The 18924-nt window shown below is 40.2% G+C and carries 17 protein-coding genes; 3 read left to right on the plus strand and 14 right to left on the minus strand.

Features of this window, described 5'->3' with window-relative positions; translation table 11 throughout:
- Positions 1–12 precede the first annotated feature (12 nt).
- The 11 genes from G585_RS0108795 to G585_RS0108845 all read right to left on the minus strand — a co-directional run bounded on the left by G585_RS0108795 (position 13) and on the right by G585_RS0108845 (position 14347).
- Entirely contained in the window at positions 13–1140 is a 1128-nt protein-coding gene (locus tag G585_RS0108795; RefSeq protein WP_022774418.1) for a DegT/DnrJ/EryC1/StrS family aminotransferase, read from the minus strand.
- Between the two features lie 29 nt (positions 1141–1169).
- A complete protein-coding gene (locus G585_RS0108800) occupies positions 1170–2102 on the minus strand; it encodes a glycosyltransferase family 2 protein (protein WP_022774419.1) in 933 nt (310 codons plus the stop codon).
- Between the two features lie 54 nt (positions 2103–2156).
- Entirely contained in the window at positions 2157–2579 is a 423-nt protein-coding gene (locus G585_RS0108805; RefSeq protein ID WP_022774421.1) for a sugar 3,4-ketoisomerase, read from the minus strand.
- Positions 2580–2612: 33 nt separating this feature from the next.
- Positions 2613–4175: a DUF6056 family protein gene (locus tag G585_RS0108810; protein ID WP_022774422.1), complete on the minus strand. Its 1563-nt coding sequence runs from the start codon at positions 4173–4175 to the stop codon at positions 2613–2615.
- Positions 4176–4187: 12 nt separating this feature from the next.
- The gene (locus G585_RS0108815) at positions 4188–5294 is read right to left on the minus strand and encodes an NAD-dependent epimerase/dehydratase family protein (RefSeq protein ID WP_022774423.1); all 1107 of its coding nucleotides are present in this window, start codon (positions 5292–5294) and stop codon (positions 4188–4190) included.
- A 13-nt stretch (positions 5295–5307) separates the two neighbouring features.
- Positions 5308–6813: a sugar transferase gene (locus G585_RS0108820; RefSeq protein WP_022774424.1), complete on the minus strand. Its 1506-nt coding sequence runs from the start codon at positions 6811–6813 to the stop codon at positions 5308–5310.
- Positions 6814–6832: 19 nt separating this feature from the next.
- Complete coding sequence (locus G585_RS19890; protein WP_022774425.1) at positions 6833–8320, minus strand: WecB/TagA/CpsF family glycosyltransferase; 1488 nt, start codon at positions 8318–8320, stop codon at positions 6833–6835.
- Positions 8321–8364: 44 nt separating this feature from the next.
- Positions 8365–9741, minus strand: coding sequence for a hypothetical protein (locus tag G585_RS0108830; RefSeq protein ID WP_022774426.1), 1377 nt, complete (start codon positions 9739–9741; stop codon positions 8365–8367).
- A gap of 102 nt (positions 9742–9843) precedes the next feature.
- A complete protein-coding gene (locus G585_RS0108835) occupies positions 9844–11337 on the minus strand; it encodes an ArnT family glycosyltransferase (RefSeq protein WP_022774427.1) in 1494 nt (497 codons plus the stop codon).
- A 30-nt stretch (positions 11338–11367) separates the two neighbouring features.
- A complete protein-coding gene (locus G585_RS0108840) occupies positions 11368–12606 on the minus strand; it encodes a 6-phosphofructokinase (RefSeq protein WP_022774428.1) in 1239 nt (412 codons plus the stop codon).
- 124 nt (positions 12607–12730) lie between these two features.
- Positions 12731–14347 carry an AAA family ATPase gene (locus tag G585_RS0108845; protein WP_022774429.1) on the minus strand — a complete coding sequence of 539 codons (1617 nt, stop codon included), beginning with the start codon at positions 14345–14347 and terminating at the stop codon, positions 12731–12733.
- 196 nt (positions 14348–14543) lie between these two features.
- Between G585_RS0108845 and G585_RS19895 the strand changes: the two genes are divergently transcribed.
- The 3 genes from G585_RS19895 to G585_RS0108860 all read left to right on the plus strand — a co-directional run bounded on the left by G585_RS19895 (position 14544) and on the right by G585_RS0108860 (position 16446).
- Positions 14544–15440 carry an IS1634 family transposase gene (locus G585_RS19895; RefSeq protein ID WP_278246658.1) on the plus strand — a complete coding sequence of 299 codons (897 nt, stop codon included), beginning with the start codon at positions 14544–14546 and terminating at the stop codon, positions 15438–15440.
- Positions 15441–15538: 98 nt separating this feature from the next.
- The gene (locus G585_RS0108855; RefSeq protein ID WP_022774432.1) at positions 15539–16015 is read left to right on the plus strand and encodes a hypothetical protein; all 477 of its coding nucleotides are present in this window, start codon (positions 15539–15541) and stop codon (positions 16013–16015) included.
- A complete protein-coding gene (locus tag G585_RS0108860; RefSeq protein WP_022774434.1) occupies positions 16003–16446 on the plus strand; it encodes a hypothetical protein in 444 nt (147 codons plus the stop codon). The genes G585_RS0108855 and G585_RS0108860 overlap by 13 nt, the downstream gene beginning before the upstream one ends.
- Positions 16447–16540: 94 nt before the next feature.
- Here G585_RS0108860 and G585_RS17655 read toward each other — a convergent pair whose 3' ends face one another.
- The 3 genes from G585_RS17655 to G585_RS0108880 all read right to left on the minus strand — a co-directional run bounded on the left by G585_RS17655 (position 16541) and on the right by G585_RS0108880 (position 18606).
- On the minus strand, positions 16541–17008 hold the full coding sequence (locus G585_RS17655) for an SMODS domain-containing nucleotidyltransferase (protein WP_051142979.1): 468 nt from the start codon (positions 17006–17008) through the stop codon (positions 16541–16543).
- Between the two features lie 577 nt (positions 17009–17585).
- Positions 17586–18173 carry an acyltransferase family protein gene (locus G585_RS20160; RefSeq protein WP_081644802.1) on the minus strand — a complete coding sequence of 196 codons (588 nt, stop codon included), beginning with the start codon at positions 18171–18173 and terminating at the stop codon, positions 17586–17588.
- Between the two features lie 85 nt (positions 18174–18258).
- Positions 18259–18606 (minus strand): hypothetical protein, encoded by a 348-nt coding sequence (locus G585_RS0108880; protein ID WP_196802902.1) that lies wholly within the window; start codon positions 18604–18606, stop codon positions 18259–18261.
- Between the last annotated feature and the right edge of the window lie 318 nt (positions 18607–18924).

Here is an 18924-nt window from a genome sequence, read left to right on the forward strand (position 1 = left end):
CAGGTGCACACATCAGCCCTTCCAGGCATTTATACAGTCGATAACCCTCTGCTGCTCATCTGAAGTCATTCCTGTGTAGATAGGAAGTGATACAACTTCATTAGCATACAGCTCCGTGATTGGAAGGCTACCTTCAGGAAGTCCCAAGTACTCATAAGCCTGTGACCTGTGAGGCGGAATCGGATAGTGGATAAGCGTCATGATCCCGTTATCCTCAAGGTACTGTCTGAATGCATCGCGGGCAGCTGCAGGATCTGCTGCATCCTTTGATGGAACCCTTAATACATACTGATGCCAAACACAGGTTGAACCCTCAGCAACAGATGGCTTAATAACCAATGGATTAGTGATGCCATCTGCGTAGCGGCGTCCCAGCTCATATCTCTCATCAGTAATATCTTTCATGTGAATAAGCTTAACTCTAAGAAGTCCTGCCTGAAGCTCGTCGAGACGTGAATTGGCACCAACTACCATGTTATGGTATCTCTTTTCACTTCCATAATTTCTGTAAATCTTCATGAGACGGGCAAGTTCAGGATCATTGGTTGTAATAGCTCCTGCATCGCCGTAAGCTCCCATATTCTTGGATGGGTAAAAAGAAAAACATCCAAAATCACCAAAGCTTCCTGTCATCTGACCATTGTGGCAGGCACCATGTGACTGGGCACAGTCCTCAACAAGTTTGAGGTTATGTCTCTTGCAGATATCCACGATCTTTGTCATATCGGCAGCCTGTCCGTAGAGGTGAACCACCAGAATAGCTTTTGTCTTGTCAGTGATCTTCTCTTCTATCTTGTCAGCATCAATCTGATAATGCTCGTTGGGCTCAACAAAAACCGGTGTTGCATCATTAATGGTAATTCCCATAACGCTGGCAATATAAGTATTGCCCTGAACAATGACCTCATCACCCTTTCCTATTCCCAAAACCTTAAAAGCAAGCCAAAGGGCATCAAGTCCACTGGCAAGACCTACTGAATATTTAGTTCCCACATACTCAGCAAACTCTGTTTCAAAGTTCTCAACTTCTTTTCCAAGGATGTACCAGCCTGAGCGAAGTACCTCAAGTGCCTTATCCTCGTACTCCTTCTGATATCTTTCAAAGCCTCTGTCCATGCGGCCCTGCATTATTTTTTCCATATCTTTTCCCTCTAATTTAGATCAAATGATCACTTGTCATCGTGTCTTTTTACTTCATCAATGATAAACGGAGGTCTCTTTCTGGCCTCTTCAAGCGCTCTCCAGATATACTCACCCAGAACTGATAACATAATGAAAATAGCTCCAAATCCAAAAAGAACTACAGACATAATTGAAGCATAACCTAATATCGGAGTTCCAACTGTGAGCTTTTCTCGTAAAACCATGATAATACCTATAAATGAACATAGAGCAAAGAAAAATCCCAAAGTTGCCATACATCTGATGGGAAAATATGAAAAACTCATCATTGAATCCACAACGAGCTTGATTTTTTTGCCAAGTGTCCACCGGGACTCGCCAACTTCTCGATCTTTCCTGTGGAAATAGATCTTCTCAGTCTTAAAGCCTACCCACATAACCTGGAGAGTAAGTGATGAATTTTTCTCATCCATAAGCTTTAAGACTTCAATAGCCTTTCTGTCTACAAGGTAGCAGTCACAGCCTCCCTGAGGCATGTCCTTATTGATAGTCTTACGAACAAGCCAGTAGTAGCAGCCTGCAAAAAACTTTTTGACAGCGCTCTCATCACGTGACTCTCTGATTGCCAAAACCACCTTGTTGCCGCGCTTCCAGCTCTCATACATATCAAGGATAAGAGTTGAATCCTCCTGAAGGTCAGCCTGCTTGGTCACTGCGCAGTCACCGGTGCAGACAGACAAGCCTGCAAGGATCGCAGCGTGTTCACCAAAGTTTCTGGAAAGCTTCGTGCACACTACATTGGGATCCTTAGCGGCAATTTTCTGGATTATTTCCCATGAGTTATCCCCAGAGCCGTCATCCACGAACACGATCTCATAGTCTCCAAGCTTTCCAAGGATCTTTTCCTTCATATCATCGTATAAAAGCTCCAGTGTATCTGAGTTGTAGTACACAGGAACTACAATTGAAATCTTTGACATTTTTTCTCTCTTTTAATCCTATATTTCAACAGCTAAATACTCAGTATCACGCTGTCAAGCCTCATTATTAACCTCTTTTAAAAAGGCATCATAATCCCTGATATACTCGCTATCAATATAGTGCTCACTAGCCAGCACCAAAAGAACTGAATCCGGTGAAAAATCATACATTTCCTTCCAGACCATAGGTGCAAGATAAAGTCCCATTCTCGGCTTATCAAGAACTACAATTTCTTTTTTCTTGCCGTCATCAACAAGGACCTTACTGCTGCCGCTGACATTTATCAGTACAAACTGAGTGTATCTGTTGGCGTGATTACCTCTCCTTATATCCGGGTCAGAACCTGACATATAGAACACTCTCCTGATATCAAAAGGAATATCAAAGCCTGATCCTTCCGCTACAACCAGGTTTCCTCTCTCATCGCCGTATTCCTTAAATTCCAATAACTTGTAATTCTCTTTTATTTCTTTCATGTAATTTATCTCCAATATTCCTATAATTGCCTATTATTCCTTTGGTAAAAGAACTACTTCATCCTTGCCATAGTAAGTAGCTGTAGCCTGATTGATCCACTCACTACTGTCAGGAGTTATATCCATGTAAAAGAGCATTTCAGGATGAACAGAGTGCTCAGTAAGCCCTGCATTTGTTACAGAACTGTCGCGAAGCACATTGAGTCTTTCTTCATTTTCCTGCTTATAAGTCGAAGCATCGCCGCTTACAATATCGAACAGAGCAGATGTACATGAGTAATAGCCATGTTCCGGAATCACGCAGAGTCCTGAACCGATAACAAGTGCAGCAACCAGGCAAACAATGATCATAGACTGCGCTGAAGATAATAAAACAGTTTTCTTGTTACCGCCTTCAACATTTCCCGCTGCAAAATGCTGCCTTGCCACAACAGTTAAGTAGAACACCACCATTGTCATCATGAATACATATTCCATAAATGCAAGAGCTCTTAGCCTTCCTGCATCGATATTGGCTGTAGCAAAAATTGGAGGCGTCATGTTGGATGACACCAGAAGGTAGGCAAAAAGTGTAAACAGAACAGGATGTTCAAGCCTGGTCTTCATTCCCTCTGCCATCTTCCAAAATATAGGAATAAGCATGACAAAAATGAGGATCATCTCCCACCTAGTCATATCATTAACCAGCATATCAAAAGTGTTATACAACGAGATGAACACTGCCTTTACTGGACTCATCTGAGTTGTCTCGGCAAATCTGTTCGAGTTACCAGGGCCAAAGCAGGAAAAAGAAAAACCTATAAGATTAAATACAGCCGGAATCAGCATAAATCCGGCGATTCTTTTTCCAAAATCATCTGTTCCTTCGAGCCTGAATCTGCCCATTTTAACCATGATCAGGATAATGATCAAAAGAAATGAGATAATCCCAAGCTCAAGAGCAGAGAGGTAATTTGCGCCTCCCATGAAAAATCCCCAGAAGCAGCTCCAAAAGAACTTTCTCTTCCTCGATCTCTCATCAGTATCGTAAACAGTTCTAAGTAGTAAGCCCACCCAGAAGAAAGCCATTCCAAATGTAAAGGTGTAATTAACAGCGCCGCTATACCAGTAAAAAGCTTCAACTCTCGTGCCTGCGCCATTTAAGCACTGAACCATCATGATGAGTGTCAGCATTCTCACTACATTTGAAAGGTCCTTATCAAGGTGCCACACTCTCACAAAGAGCGCATCAAAGAAATAGCAAACACCAAATGTGAGCATTCCCAAGGTCATGAAAGGTGTTATGAAGTAAAACTGCTCTCCGAAAACACTTGGGCAGATGCAAGTCAGTATGATAGAAAAGAAATACCCTTCATAGTGACTGTACACAAGCCACGACTTCTGCAGCGATGCAATGAGCGTTCCAAAGAATCCTCCGTTTGCGGCAAAGTACTGCCTGGCTTCAAGAGCCATAGAAAAGTCATCTGCCGAAGGAAAATCATAAAAACCAAGAACCAGCATAGGAATAAGGCTCAGCACATAAACAGCTGTAAAAAAGATGCTCAGCTTTCTCGTATTAAGTTTTATATTAAAGCCTGGTGTCCTGTAACTAAACATCTTAATCCTTTATCAGCAATAATACTCTTTGTACCACTTGGCAAAAGACTTAAGTCCCTCTCTTAGAGGAGTTGAAGGCTTAAATCCAAAATCTTCCTGAAGAGCTGTTACGTCAGCGTAAGTAATCTCAACATCGCCGGGCTGCATAGGAACAAGCTCCTTGTGAGCTTCAAAGTCATAATCCCCCGGAAGAACTCCTGCACTTATGAGCTCCTGCTGCAAAATATCCACGAAATCAAGGAGATTTACAGGGTCATTATTACCGATGTTGTAAACCTTGTATTTTACCCCGTTCTCATTTTCAGAAGGAGCAACCTGCATAACATTTACAACTCCCTTAACTATATCATCAACAAAAGTGAAATCACGCTTGCAGTTACCAAAGTTAAATATCTTTATCTTATCGCCATTTACAAGCTTATTGGTAAAGCCAAAGTAAGCCATGTCAGGGCGCCCCGCAGGACCGTATACTGTAAAGAAACGAAGTCCTGTTGAAGGAATGCCATAGAGCTTGGAATATGAATGTGCCAATAGCTCATTGGACTTCTTGGTCGCAGCATATAAGGAAACAGGGTTATCCACCTTGTCCTCTACGCTGTACGGAATCTTTTTATTTGAACCATATACACTTGAGCTTGAAGCATATACAAGGTGCTGAACTCCCTTATATTCTGAGCTGTCTGCACTATCATATGAATGCCTGCAGGCCTCAAGAATATTGTAAAAGCCTATAATATTGGACTCTATATAAGCATCAGGATTCTCGATGGAATAGCGAACTCCTGCCTGAGCTGCAAGGTTAACAACTACATCAGGTTTAAACTCATCAAAAACAGATGTTACAAGTTCTTTGTCTGCAATATTTCCACGAACAAAATCAAATCGGCTCTCGTCTGAAGCAGCATTCTCAGAATCACCGGCACACGCAAGCTCATAAATCTCGCGCAGTCTGTCATTCTTGATCTTAGGGTCATAGTAGTCATTCATATTATCGATACCATAAATATGAATATCATCATATGACCTCAAAAGTTCCTTGCACAGGTTTGAACCAATAAAACCGGCCGCTCCTGTAACTAATATTTTTTTGCCATTTAAATCTATATTTTTATCTAACATATAAAAACCTCTGTTACTTTGCACCCTTTCCAAAAAGAACTACATAAACTGTTCTCAAAAGGATCCTGACATCCTCAGCAAGACTCCAGTTGTCGATGTACTGAAGGTCAAGTTTAACTACCTCATCAAAGTCCTGGATATCGCTTCTTCCACTGATCTGCCAAAGTCCTGTAAGACCGGGAGTCATGGAAAGCCTTCTTCTGTAGTGCTCATTGTACTGCTCAAACTCAGACTCTGTCGGTGGTCTTGTTCCAACCAGAGACATATCGCCCTTGAGGACATTTAAGAACTGAGGGAACTCATCGAGACTTGTCTTTCTGATAAATGATCCAACCTTCGTTATACGTGGATCATTTTCCATCTTGAACATGAGACCACTCATTTCGTTCTGATCCTGGAGGTCCTTAAGACGTTCCTCAGCATCAATGTACATAGATCTGAACTTATAGATCTTGAATCTTCGGCCATTTTTACCAATACGTGTCTGCGAAAAGAAAACAGGGCCAGGAGAATCAATCTTAATAGCTGGAGCAAGGAATAGTGTGATGATTCCTGTAAGTACAAGTCCTACAAACCCGCCAACGATATCCATAAGCCTCTTAATAGAGAGACGCTTGTAGCTGCTGCGATTCATGCAATAGGTAATAACAGAATAGCCCATATAATCATCGAACTGAGTGTGGGCCTTGCTGATTCCCGGAAGCTCCAAATTGTAATGAGTAGTAATACCCATCTCCTCAAATCCAAGGATGATATTCTTCATATTGTTCTGAGGAATATTGGGAGTATTGATAAATACCTCATCAAAAGGATCTGTCAGAAGCCTTTCTGTAAGGTTGTGTATTCCATTATGGACATGAACATCTCCGATATACCAAGGCTGTGAAGAGGTCATATCATTATTACCAGTTCCAGCCTCCAAGGCTTTGTTTCCACTTTCGCCGTTTTCCTCTAAAACTTCTCCACCCTGTACAGAAGCTGCATCAACAGCATAAGCTCTTACTACCTTATATCCAACAGAATCTCTTCTGTTCATGAGATTAAGTACAGTCTTTTCAACAAGGGGCTTTTCTGCCACAACTACAACCCTCGTGACATTGACTTCAGAGGATATGTGCTTCCTGTAGATGTTCTTAAACAGCCATCTCACAAGGAAATCTGACAGCATGAATATCCATATATAATTGACGATCACAAGTCTTGACAGTATTGAGTACCATTTCAAAAAGAAAGCAAAGGCAAGAGCCACGATTGAAACAACTGCATCAAACCTGATGACACTTAAAAGCTCAAAGAAAAGGCCCCTTACCATAAAGTCTCTGTTCCAGTCAGCAATGAAGGTATAAATGGTTCCAGCCAGCAAAAGAAGGACACATACAAGGTAATGCAGTGTCTTATCCCCATAATCTTCCTTTACGTTGTATCTCATATATGTAGCGACAACATAGCTGAAAACTATGCACGCCATATCAACCATCCACAAAAGGTATGTCTGTAAAGTTTTATACTTTGTATTCATACACTCTCCACTGAAAATATCACTTTTTTAGTCTTAATCTGTCCAAAAAAGAATACCAGATAAACTTAATATTTGTCGCAAAATAGCGCTTAAAGAGCCTTTTCGGATCAGTAAACAATCTAAAGAGCCACTCAAAGCCTATTTTCTGAACCCACAAGGGAGCTCTTTTTGCAGTCCCGGCATGGAAGTCAAAGCCTGCTCCAACTCCCATCATAACTGCATTTATCATGCCTTCATGCTCCTTCATCCATTTTTCCTGTTTGGGAGCTCCAAGGCCTATCCACACTATATCCGCTCCGGAATCATTGATGCGCTTTACCACTTCGGCGTCTTCCTCAGGAGAAAGAGCCCTAAATGGCGGGGAATACATCCCCTTTATATTGATACCGGGGTACTTTTTCTCAAGGTTCTCACGAAGTCTTGTAAGAGTCTCCTCAGTCGATCCGTAGAAGTAATGCGCTACCTTTCCGTCCTGAGTATCCCTGAACATATTCCTCATAAAATCAGGGCCGGCGACTCTCTCAGCTCCTATATAGCCCTTGTTTTTCTGTCTGTTTGCTATGGGCGTTCCATCAGGAAAAACAAAAGCCGCATCATTTAATATGTCAGCATATTCTCTATCATCCCTGGCCATCACAGTTGTGTGAACATTGGAAAAACAGATGTATCTGCCCTTAAGCTCAGATAAATGACCTATTACGTGATGAACTGCTTCCTCAACCCTTGCGATTGAATAATCAACTCCAAAAACACCGATCCTGTCATTTCTTACAAATGCGGGAATTGTCGCAAAACCTGCCACATCTGTCACTATACCGGGCCTTACTGTATAACCGGCACTTTCCATGGTAAGGTAGGTCCTGATCTTACCTTCTTCAAGTTTTCTAAGCAAAGTGTCAAGTTTTTCATCAGCGCCCTGGTGACTGTCTACAGGTCCTTCAACGGAATCCATGCCTGCAACATCCACCACCACGCATTCATATCTGCCATCTCTATATCTTTTCAGCACATCATCTGTGTCTTCTCTTAAAGCATTTATCACAAGTGCCTTAATATCTCCCGGCACGCCCCACTTTTTAATAAAGCGGCGTCTGTAGAGCATCCTGAGCACATATCCATAAACGACACTTAAGGTCATGAAATAAATCACGACCTTTCTGGATGCAAGAACTGACTTTTGTGTTGCAAAAAGATATGCAACAGACAAACCAATAAGAAGCGCCCTGCTCTTAATGAGCTTGATCATATTGTCAATAGGGTCCATATCAACTATTGGAAGTCTTTTTACATCATAGCTGAAATGCACTATTATCTCGAACAGGAACACTGTAACGATCATAGACAGGTAAACGCCAAGACTATAATCAACCCAGTTGATTATAGCCTGATACCTGATGGTCACAGCAGATACAAACGCAAGGATAATTGATAATTCATCTATGACAAACGTTCTTTTATATACTATGTTTTGATATTTTCCGGGAGCTTTCCTCTCTAAACCAGCCATTACGATTCTACTTCATCCCTCTGCCGGAGCACTCCGGCTTAGTCTTACTCAACTACAACGCATCCAAGAACTGTTACGCCATAGTTTTTTGCAATTTCAAGCTCTTTGGCAATATCTTCATATTTAGATGTTCTGAGCTTTTCAACAAGGACAATGCCCTTGGAATCTGCAAGTTTGGAAAGTGATGCAGGGTCAGTAAGTACAGAGCTGCCACCTTCTATATTAAGTGCGCCGTAGTTCTGCTTAACTGTTTCTACCACCTTGGACACAACGCCTGTAACTACTGCGTCATCTGAAGAGCTGAACACAAATACCTTGTCAAATCCGGCCTTCTGAGCACCAAGTCCAACGCCAGCTGTGATCATTCCAAGCTCGCCATCAGCAGACTCTTTCATGTTACCAAGAACAGGAACTCCGAAGAGCTCTGCGATATCATCCTTGGTCTTGATAGTCTGTGATAATACATATCTGAGGCAGAACCATAAAACAGCAATAAATGCGCCTCCAACAAGGCCAAGCGCTGCAAACTTCACACTAAATTCCCTGACAGTTATTGTCTCTGCTTCTTTATTTCTGACTGCATCATCTACAAGTGCTGTGAAAAGAGATTTCTGGTTAGCTGTAAGTGAAGCACTAACTGAAAGCATAGCCTTCTCAAGGTTTGTAAGAGCATCTGCCTGAGCCTGCTGCTCAGAAATAATGCCGTTATTCATATTTTTAGAATAATATGTATTTAAATATGTAAGAGAATGTGTATAAAGCTTTTTAACGGAAGGAGCTACCTTCTCAAGCTGCTTGGTAAGGACATCCATTACAGCCTGACACTCCTCTTTGGACCTTGCTGTTACATTGATAGAAAGAATACTGTTTCCTTCTGAATAAACACTGTAAAGCTCTCTTACGTAAGTTTCTGCAATATTGCCTCCGAGAACTGCTGCTACTGTATCAATAACAGGCTCGTCATACATCTCTTTTGAATAAATGCTTACAATATTATTGATGTAGTTAACCTCATCAATTGATGGATAAGTTACTTCATAATAATCACCAATAATATAAGAAGCTGTAAGTGTCGGAACGCTCTCAGCATTGAGCTGCATTCTGATGGAATTCTCACCATATTTAAGTTTCTCATTGTAAACCTTTTTATAGGCAAGGTAAGAATCAACAGCAAGTTCTGTCTCTGTTATCTCTCTCTCTGAAAGATTCTCTTTAAGAGTCTCAAGATTTGCTGCTACATCTTCTTCCTCTTCTATAGGGAGAAGAGTCTCGGCATCAACAAGCTGAGCTGACTTCAAATAACCGCCCACGCTGCCAAGCACAAGTCCTATAACGGCAGCCACAATAATGATAGGCCACTTCTTAAGGATCTGACGGCAAAGGTCGATCAGATCTATTTCCTGTTCGTCTCTATAATTCATAAAACCTCCAAGATTATCGCATATTAAATGCATTATAATTCAAATTAACATTATACATCATAGGGCTGTGATTGGGCAACTAAGATAAAATATCACTGAATATCAATATCTTTCACTACTGAATATAAGGTAGGAATCATCATGCAGGATAACGTAGCCGCTGAGTACTTCTGCATACTCATCCCATTTGTCCTTGTCCACTATTATGATGGCATTGTCATCACTTAAAAAGTTATCAACTTCTCCGTCAACCGGAATGAGATCAAGATACATCTCAGCCGGTGCCACATACTCAGGCTCCCAGTGGTCAGTATTTTCAGGATCCACCAAAAAATCTGCTATAAGATAAGCATTCTTCCCTGACAGACTATCTCCATACTCATCTCTCATCTCTTTTAGCTCAAAGGTAAGCTGATCTACGGGATGACCTCCCTTTCCTGCCACGTTTATATAATCTCTTATGGTAGGGATTATAAAGATTACAGATAAAACCACTGTAAGCACCGGCACTGCGCATTTTAAAACGGCACTTCCTGTGGATATCCTGTCAACACAATAGTCCACAAGCCTTGCAACAAGTATGCACACTGCAATCTGCGAAGTGTAGGTATACCAGGATAAAGAACTCTTGGTAGCAGAAAAAATCGCCACAGGAACAAAAGCCCATAATATAAAGATATAATTGCTTCTGAAAAACCCAGTAAATTCCCTGCCTGTTTCTTTTACATTTTTCTTAGCTGCAATCATGCTTATAGCAAAAACAACAGCAAGCAATATTACAAACGCCACGAATATATTGGATGTCACAAAATCAATTATCGGAACGCTAAAGCTGGTATCAGCATCAGCTACCCTTTCAACAACCTCTCCAAAGAACAGCGCATTTAACAGCTCAAAGCCGTCAAACATGAATCTTTTTACTATCCATAAACACGGGATGATGGCTGCTAAAACAGCTGATAAGATAACTCTTTTAACAGATCCAAAGGCCGCCCTGGTAACAAGTATGGACAAAAGACCTATGATAAAAATTATAGCTGCATGAGGTCCCTTGCACATGAAGGCAAGTCCCAGGCAGAGTCCATAGGCATACATAAAATCAGGATGCTCTATCATCAGAAACAGCGCTAGCATAGCCAGTGTAAAGAACATGTTGTAGAGAGAATCCATCTCTGCTGCCCTGAACATATGAAAGGAAAAGAGCTTACTGCAGGTTCCAAGAAGCAGCGGAAAAAGTGCTGCCGCCAAGGGCCTTTTATCATATAGGAGAAAAGCCGATGTAACAACGCATATGATAAGGCCTCCAAGAGCCGATGGAAATCTCGCTGCAAAACCGCTAACCCCAAAGGCTTTATAGGCCATGACCATTAGATCCAGGCAAAGAGGCGGCTTGGAATTAAAATAGTCCGTTGCATATCTGTAAGTATTGATCACCCAATTGCCCTGTTTGTACATCTCATAGGCGTTGGTGGCGTGATAGGCCTCATCTGTCTGAACAAGGTACCCTTCCCCCAGATTGTAAAAAAGCATGTATATCACAACAGCAAAAGATGCTGCCATTAAAATCAAATGAAACGGTTTAAATTTGTTATTCACTTTCTTTTCTCCCCGGCCATATCAATAATCTCAGCGGCGATTTAAGTGCGAAATATCCAGGTACTTGGGAAGGCCATTCTCATAACTCTGCTCCACTTCGCCCTGAATAAGAGGTCTTAAATACTCCACAAGTTCACTTGTTACATCATTGCCCTCAGCATTTATCCATTCCACAGGAACAGACTTGGCTTCGTTGGCAATGTCTTTTATCTGAGCATATCCGTATTCAACCTGGTAAGGGTTGTTACTGATACGGTTTAAGACTACCATGCATCCGGTCTTTCCTTCACTTGAAAGATCAACTGCCTTTTTACCCTGGGCAAAAGACTCCTCAAGGTCAGTTTTGCTGGCCATGTGAGCTGCACATCTCTGAAGAACGTTTACTTCTACAGAGCGCACCTTGACATCTATGTTTTCTTTTACTAAAAACTCAAGAGCCTTGCCGGCACCGGATAACTGCTGATGGCCAAAAGTATCTGCCATGGCCTTGCTGGATGTGATGTAGTTTCCATCCTTATCCCTTATGCCCTCAGATACTGCTATTATAACATTATTGCGCTTTTGTAGCTCATTTCTTACATCTTCAAGAAACTTTTCTCTGTCGAATGGAGCTTCCGGAAGATAGATAAGGTGAGGCGCACCTGAATAATCGTTTCTTGCAAGAGCTGCTGCCGCAGTAAGCCATCCCGCATCGCGGCCCATGATCTCAACTATGGTCACAGACTTAACCGCATAGATAAAGGTATCATGTGCAATCTCCAGGATAGAACTTGCGATATACTTGGCCGCAGAACCAAAGCCCGGTGTGTGGTCAGTGTGGCAAAGATCGTTATCGATAGTCTTGGGCACGCCAATGATCTTAACGTCCGATCCTATCTCTTTTGCATAGCTTGAGAGCTTTAACACAGTATCCATGCTGTCATTTCCACCGATGTAAAAAAATGCTCCAATATTATGTTTTTTGAACTGTGAAAAAATAAATGAATAAGAAGAATCATCGTCCCTGTAATCCGGAAGCTTGTACCTGCAGCTCCCTAAATACATCGCAGGGGTGTGAGTTAGAAGTGTAATAAAATCAGGAATGTCAGATGCCTTGTCAGTCAGATCCAGATAATTCTCTGACAAGACACCCAATATACCGTTTATGGCTCCAAAACACCTGTCATACTCCCCGGAATCAATAACCCCTTTCAAAACTCCCGCCAGGCTCGCATTAATAGCAGAAGTTGGTCCCCCCGACTGTGCTACAAGTACATTTTTGATGCTCATCAATAAGACTCTCTCCTTAAATAATATGTATTTTAAAAATTGGCAGTCCTATTGTAACAGAAGATTGGGGAGATGACAAAAAAACTTAATTCTTCAAAAGTCATTTTGCTCCCCCGCTATCATATTAAGAATTAATGCATGCTGTTTCAATTCTACAAGTGTGCTTTTTCTCTGATTTATCATAGCTGATTCCAACTAAAATGGCTTCTTTAACATCTGGTTTTTCAGCCACTTTACCTTTAAATCTCTGAATATAGTTTTTATCCTTAATCTGCTTGATTGCATTATCCGCTGAATCATCAACTTTCAATTCTAAGATAATGCCCGGTTCTTCTTTTCTCTTAGGATAAAAAATAAAATCAACAAATCCCTTTCCGCTTTTATCCTCGCGCTGAACATCATAACGGTCTCTTGCAGACAAGTACGCAAGATTAACAATTGCAGATAAATCAGATTCATTATTATACATAAGAATGGGAGCTTCTGTATCATGAAACTGCTCAAGAATCCGAGCTATGTCATTCTCTTTGCCCGCCAAAGTAGCCTCAAGTACCTTTCCTGACTCTATAGCCAATCTATGGACATAGCCTAATGATTCCTCCTTTTCTAACATATCCGCAAATTGTCCCATTAATTCCTGATTAGGAATCATTACAAAGCCATCCGCATAACTCAGAAAACCATATACTACCATGGCTGACAATATTTCATCTCTTGTCTTAAGATTCATTGATGTTGCAGCATACTCTTTTGCTTCACATCTAACCTTGTCCCCTGTAATCATTAGTGCCAGATCATCTTTTACACCATTAACATTATTTCTAATATAATAAAAGATTTCGTCATATGGCCCGGCACTAGTCCAGTAATTGCCAAGGTTATTATTGGTAAGAGCTGCTACGACTGATCTTGGGTTGTATACCCTATCGCCAACAAAAGTATGATAACCGTCATACCATTTACCGAGATCTTCGAGCGATATTCTCGGGTTTGATTCAATTTTTAAATATCTATGATATAAATCATCTACCTCGTTCTGTAAAAAGCCAAAATATTTGCCAAAACGTTCTTCTAAAGACATCGTATATTCAAGAAACATATTAAGCTCAGATCCGCTTGAATACTTAGCTATAGGCAATATTCCTGTCATGTACGCAAGCGCAACAAAAGCCTGATCTTTTAACAGATTCTTAAGAAAAAGAAGGTATCTTGCTCTATCTTCTTCACTTATAAAATTCATATGGAAAACAGCATCCCACTCATCGAGGACAAAAATAAATTGCGTTCCTGTGGTGTCAAATATTTTTCTTAAATCTTCCACAACAGAACTACCTTCTCTGAACTGAACATCCGGGAACGCATTATATAAATCACTGATCAGAATATCTTTGATTGTTGAAATATACTGATCATAGTTTTGACACATATCATCAATCTTACTGAAATCTATGCTGATTACATGATATGAATTGATAAACTCATCATACTTAGGATTTTCTGATATTTTACTACCATCAAAAACTTCTCTGGAATCTAAGTTCTGAGAAAAATATGCAGCAATCATGTTAGCCGCAACCGTCTTTCCGAAACGCCTCGGCCTTGTTACACATATATAATTTTCTGCAGTGCCAATCCTATCGATGAGTTCAGATATGATTTCCGTCTTGTCTATGTACCATTTACTATCACGTATTTTCTTATAAAGAGTAAGTGAATCTAATGAATCAAGATACAATCCCATAATAATAGTCTCGCTTTTCTGTGTACTGTGAGGTTTCTTAATAAATTATAGTACAACAATTATGGATGTAAAAGAAGACAATGCTCACTTGAACTAAATAAATACGCATCCAGCTTATCAATGTGATCAAGGCATGTTTGTCAATGGCAAAGAACGAACGTTCACAAAAAGTTTGGAGTAAACGGTTCCTATACCTATAGAGAACCTCGTTAAGGATGTTGATTTCCTTAAACTTGAGAAACTCAAGCTTGTCATGGACAGAGGCTTCTACAGCGAGAAGAACATAAATGATCTGATGAAGCATCATCATAAGTTCCTCATAGGAGCCAGGCTATCACTGAATCTTGTAAGCAGCCGTCTTAACAAGATCCGTGATGATTTTGTTACCCGCTTTAACTATAATTCCGAGCTAAAGCTCTATGTCATGTCATTCACAGAGGAATGGGAATACACCGAGGAAAAGCCCCGCTCCGGTGAAGTCATTACTGACAAGCGCCGTATATATCTCCATTTCTACTACAATGACCAGAAAGCTACTGATGACAAGGTACGGTTCAATGCAATGCTTGACCGCCTTGAAAACAACCTGGTAAATGGCACTCCTGATCCGGAAGACGCAAAGCTGTATCAGAAGTACTTTACAATACATGAGACACCAGTAAGAGGAAAAACCTACTCATTCAATGAGGATGCAATTCGCAAGGCTGAGCGTAACTATGGCTATTTTGCTCTCATGACCAATGGCATCAAGGATCCTGTTGAAGCACTGCGCATCTACAGGCTCAAGGATCTTATAGAGAAATCCTTTGGCAACCTCAAAGAGCGCCTTTCAATGCGCAGGATGTCTGTCGCATCAGAGGAAAACTTTGAAGGCAAGCTCTTCGTGCAGTTCATAGCACTGCAGCTGATGTCTTATATCAAAAAGCAGATGGATGAAAATGGCCTGTTCAGTGACTACACAATGCAGTCACTGCTTGACGAGTTGGATGTCATCGAATACTACCAGCAGCCCGGCAAAGCCCATCATCTGTCTGAAATAACTAATAAACAACGTAAGCTCTATGAGCTTATGGAAGTTCCTGTACCGACATAATCCTTGGTATAAAATGACGGGACTTTAGGTATAACGGGAGACAGTTACCGTGTCAAAGGGTCAAAAATAAGTGTTAAAAAACAGAAAGGTACAGAAAAATGAACTTAACAAGCGATAGGCAGCGATTCCTGCAGGATGAGCTGAATACATATGAAAAAACAACACAGATGAATGAAACGGAAAGAAACGCTCTTCATGAATGGGTTGCAGCTGGTAACAGTGTTCATGAGAATACATGTAATGCTGAAGATGGTCATGGAAACTACATTGATTTCCTTGACGTATACAGAGAAGAACAGGATATCCGTGATACTCTGAGCACACTGAGCGATGAGGAAAAGGAAGAATATCTTGCCGAACTGAGAGGCGAAGACACTATTAAAAGCCTGAAAAAGCGTCTCGATGAACTACTTTACAAAACAGATGTATATGAAAAGGTCCTCCAGAGACATAACCTCATTGAAGAGGCTGAAACTCTGATGGAAGAAGGACAGGCTCTGTCCAGAGCGTTTGATGAATGGGCTGAAGCGGAAATAGGTAAGCTTCCGGAAGGAAAACTGTCATGGTTAAAATAAAAGATAGAAATCTTCCGGAACTTGCAGAAATATACAATAGTGGCGGCAAAGATGCTCTTTATCAAAAGCTCCGAGAGTCATTTGGAATAAAGTATCCGTGGTCAACTCTGGACAGAATGAAAAAAATAGATTATCTGGGATATAACGAAGCTACAGACAGATTTTGTGCCGCACAATGTGAGAAAGCTGGCGAAAGCCTATTTATGTCGATTGATGAGCTTTGTTCACCGGTAAAGCCACAGCATATATGCGAGGATAAAACAGAAAGGAACGCCCCTAAAGCAGAAGCAATGGAAAAGCTTGTTAAAGAGCTTATAGGGGACAGGCTTCTAGAGCTTAGCAGATACGTTGTCATGGATACAATAAACAAGACAATGATCATAGACAAAACAGCACTTACCGATGCTGGATACACACTGGTAACTCATTAAAAGGTGGGTCAATTCACAGTGTAAAAATCGAGATCTATAAACAAAACTGACCCGCCTCCAAAATCACAATGACGGATCCAATGGTGGGTCAGATTTAAGTATAAAAGTGGGTCAATTTTACTTGACAATCAACAGGGTATGTATACGTCCCGTCCCAATTTTCAAACCAATCCAGATTTCTGAACGCTGGAAGTATCTCAAACTTCATGCCGTCAGAGAATTTCACCACAACAACCTGTCCATCACCTTTGACATCGGTCTTAGGATAAGTATCAAGAATAGCGTTTTTCACAGCCTGGAGAAGACGTGAGGGACCGTTGCCATTCAAGGATGTAAAGTGATCATACTCCTCATTAGGAAGTTCAAATAGTACATCAAGATCACTTGTACCTATGGCTGTACCGCGACCATAAGAACCAACATATCGGCTATGAGAAGTTTCTGATGAAGAATTCCAAAAGTCCTCGTTCACGGCTTTTGTTATAGTTTTATATCGCTTTGAAATCAATGAAATTGTATCGACATCCATCGGATGGTTGTTTTTTGTTACTTTAGAACTCATGAGTAATCCTTTCTGAGGTTTAATCCCTTTTCTGTTTAATCCGCCCACCAGAAGGAAGCCATCTTGTCCCCATTTAGTTGCCTAATATTACCCGTCTATCCACTTCCATCTTAATTAACTCTACTTTTTTTCCTTACTAAAGTGTCTGAGGCTCTTAAAGGCAAGGAGTATATATAATTTAACAACTTACGAATATACTCATTTGCAAACCAACATATGCAAAATGTTACTAAAGAAATAGAAACAATACTTAAGCTCAGCAAAGATAATTCACGCAACTTCGCAAAAAGCATATCTTCACGAAGAAACCAAAATATCAATCCATGATTTATAAATATGTAAATACTATTCCGTCCTAAAGCCCCCATTATCAGATTTCTACTACCATATAGCAATATGAAGAGTAGAATACATATCACCAATGCAATACTAAGAAATATCATTCTATCTCCCCAAGAATAACCTCCCCTAAAGTACGACTGATAGTTAAACATAGCTTGGGGATTAATATTCTCTGCATATATTCCTATAAAAGCTAATATTCCTAAAAGAAGAGTGCCTGAAAAAATTTTGATTTTTACTCCACCCCCCATTTTTCAGAATTTAAAAATCCTTTATAAAAATATCCAAAAAGGAAAAATGGATAAAATGTAAAAACCCGCATTAAACCATACGGCTTCTCCACATCAATAAATCCACACAAAATACTGATAGTATACGTAAATACTAAAATTAAACATCGAGGAATGTGTTTTTGCAAAATGTCAATGATATAAAGGGATATACTCCATAAAATCAATGCGTATAAATACCATAAATGCCAAAAAGGCAAAATGTACGTATCATAAAGCCTGTTACTCGAAATATCATATCCGAGAAGATGGATTCTGACTGCCCCCAAATATATTAGTTGCGAAATTATATATATCCAACAGTAGTATAGTAACACCCTCTTAACATTCTTTTTTGCAACCACTCCAGATAACATACAAAAAAGTGGCATATGAAAAGAATAGACTATCGTGAACATCGTATTAACAATACAATTATCCGCTAAGTATGGTTCTATGAAATGGCCTATTAAAACGAGAATAATACCTATTCCCTTTAATGTATCTATCCATTTGATCCGTTGAAAATCATTCAATAGCGCACTCCTCTTCATAAATGTAAATTCAAAAAAATTTTTACATCAAATCTCTTGACAAGACTCACATTATTTGTAGTTCTAATCTACATTTATGCCACTGTTAAATCTGCAATAATTGTTTTTGCAATTCCTTTATCCAATTGCTTGTCAAATGCTTTGAAATAAATTCATCATAAGTTTTCTTATTTAATGCCTTATTACCAATCATTATCTCATCACATAAATCCTTAAACTGATCATATGACTTTATATTATGGCACACTGAATCTATTCCCTGAAGATGGAACTCCTCATGATCCTCGCTATAGCGCCCTAACATATGACAGTAGTTTATTGCAGTTTCATAAAAACGTGGTGTGGGGTAATCAATTCCTTCTGCCATAGGCCTTGTGTTATCGATTCCAGGAGATGAAAGCAAACAGATTTTTGCCCTTCTCAACATAGTCATATACTCTTCCCTTGTCTCCGGAGTTTCTATGATTCCTCGCTTGGTAGAATAATATGTCAGATGCTTGGTCTGTGGATCATATTCAGCGTATATGTATTCAACATTTGGGTGCTCGGTACAATAATGTATAGCAAAGTCTTGCAAAACGGGATTATTCCTTCCCATTTGTACAATGATTTCATCTTTTGCTGGTATTTGATTATTGATCCATTTATCAGAAACTGATAGACTAACTATTAAATGTCAAGACTGAAACGAAGCAATTCGTTCAGATAGATCAGTACCTTGAAAACTGCATGACAAACAGAGCATCCGATA

Origin of the sequence: Butyrivibrio sp. AE2015 (genome assembly GCF_000420825.1) — a bacterium.
GTDB lineage: Bacteria > Bacillota > Clostridia > Lachnospirales > Lachnospiraceae > Butyrivibrio.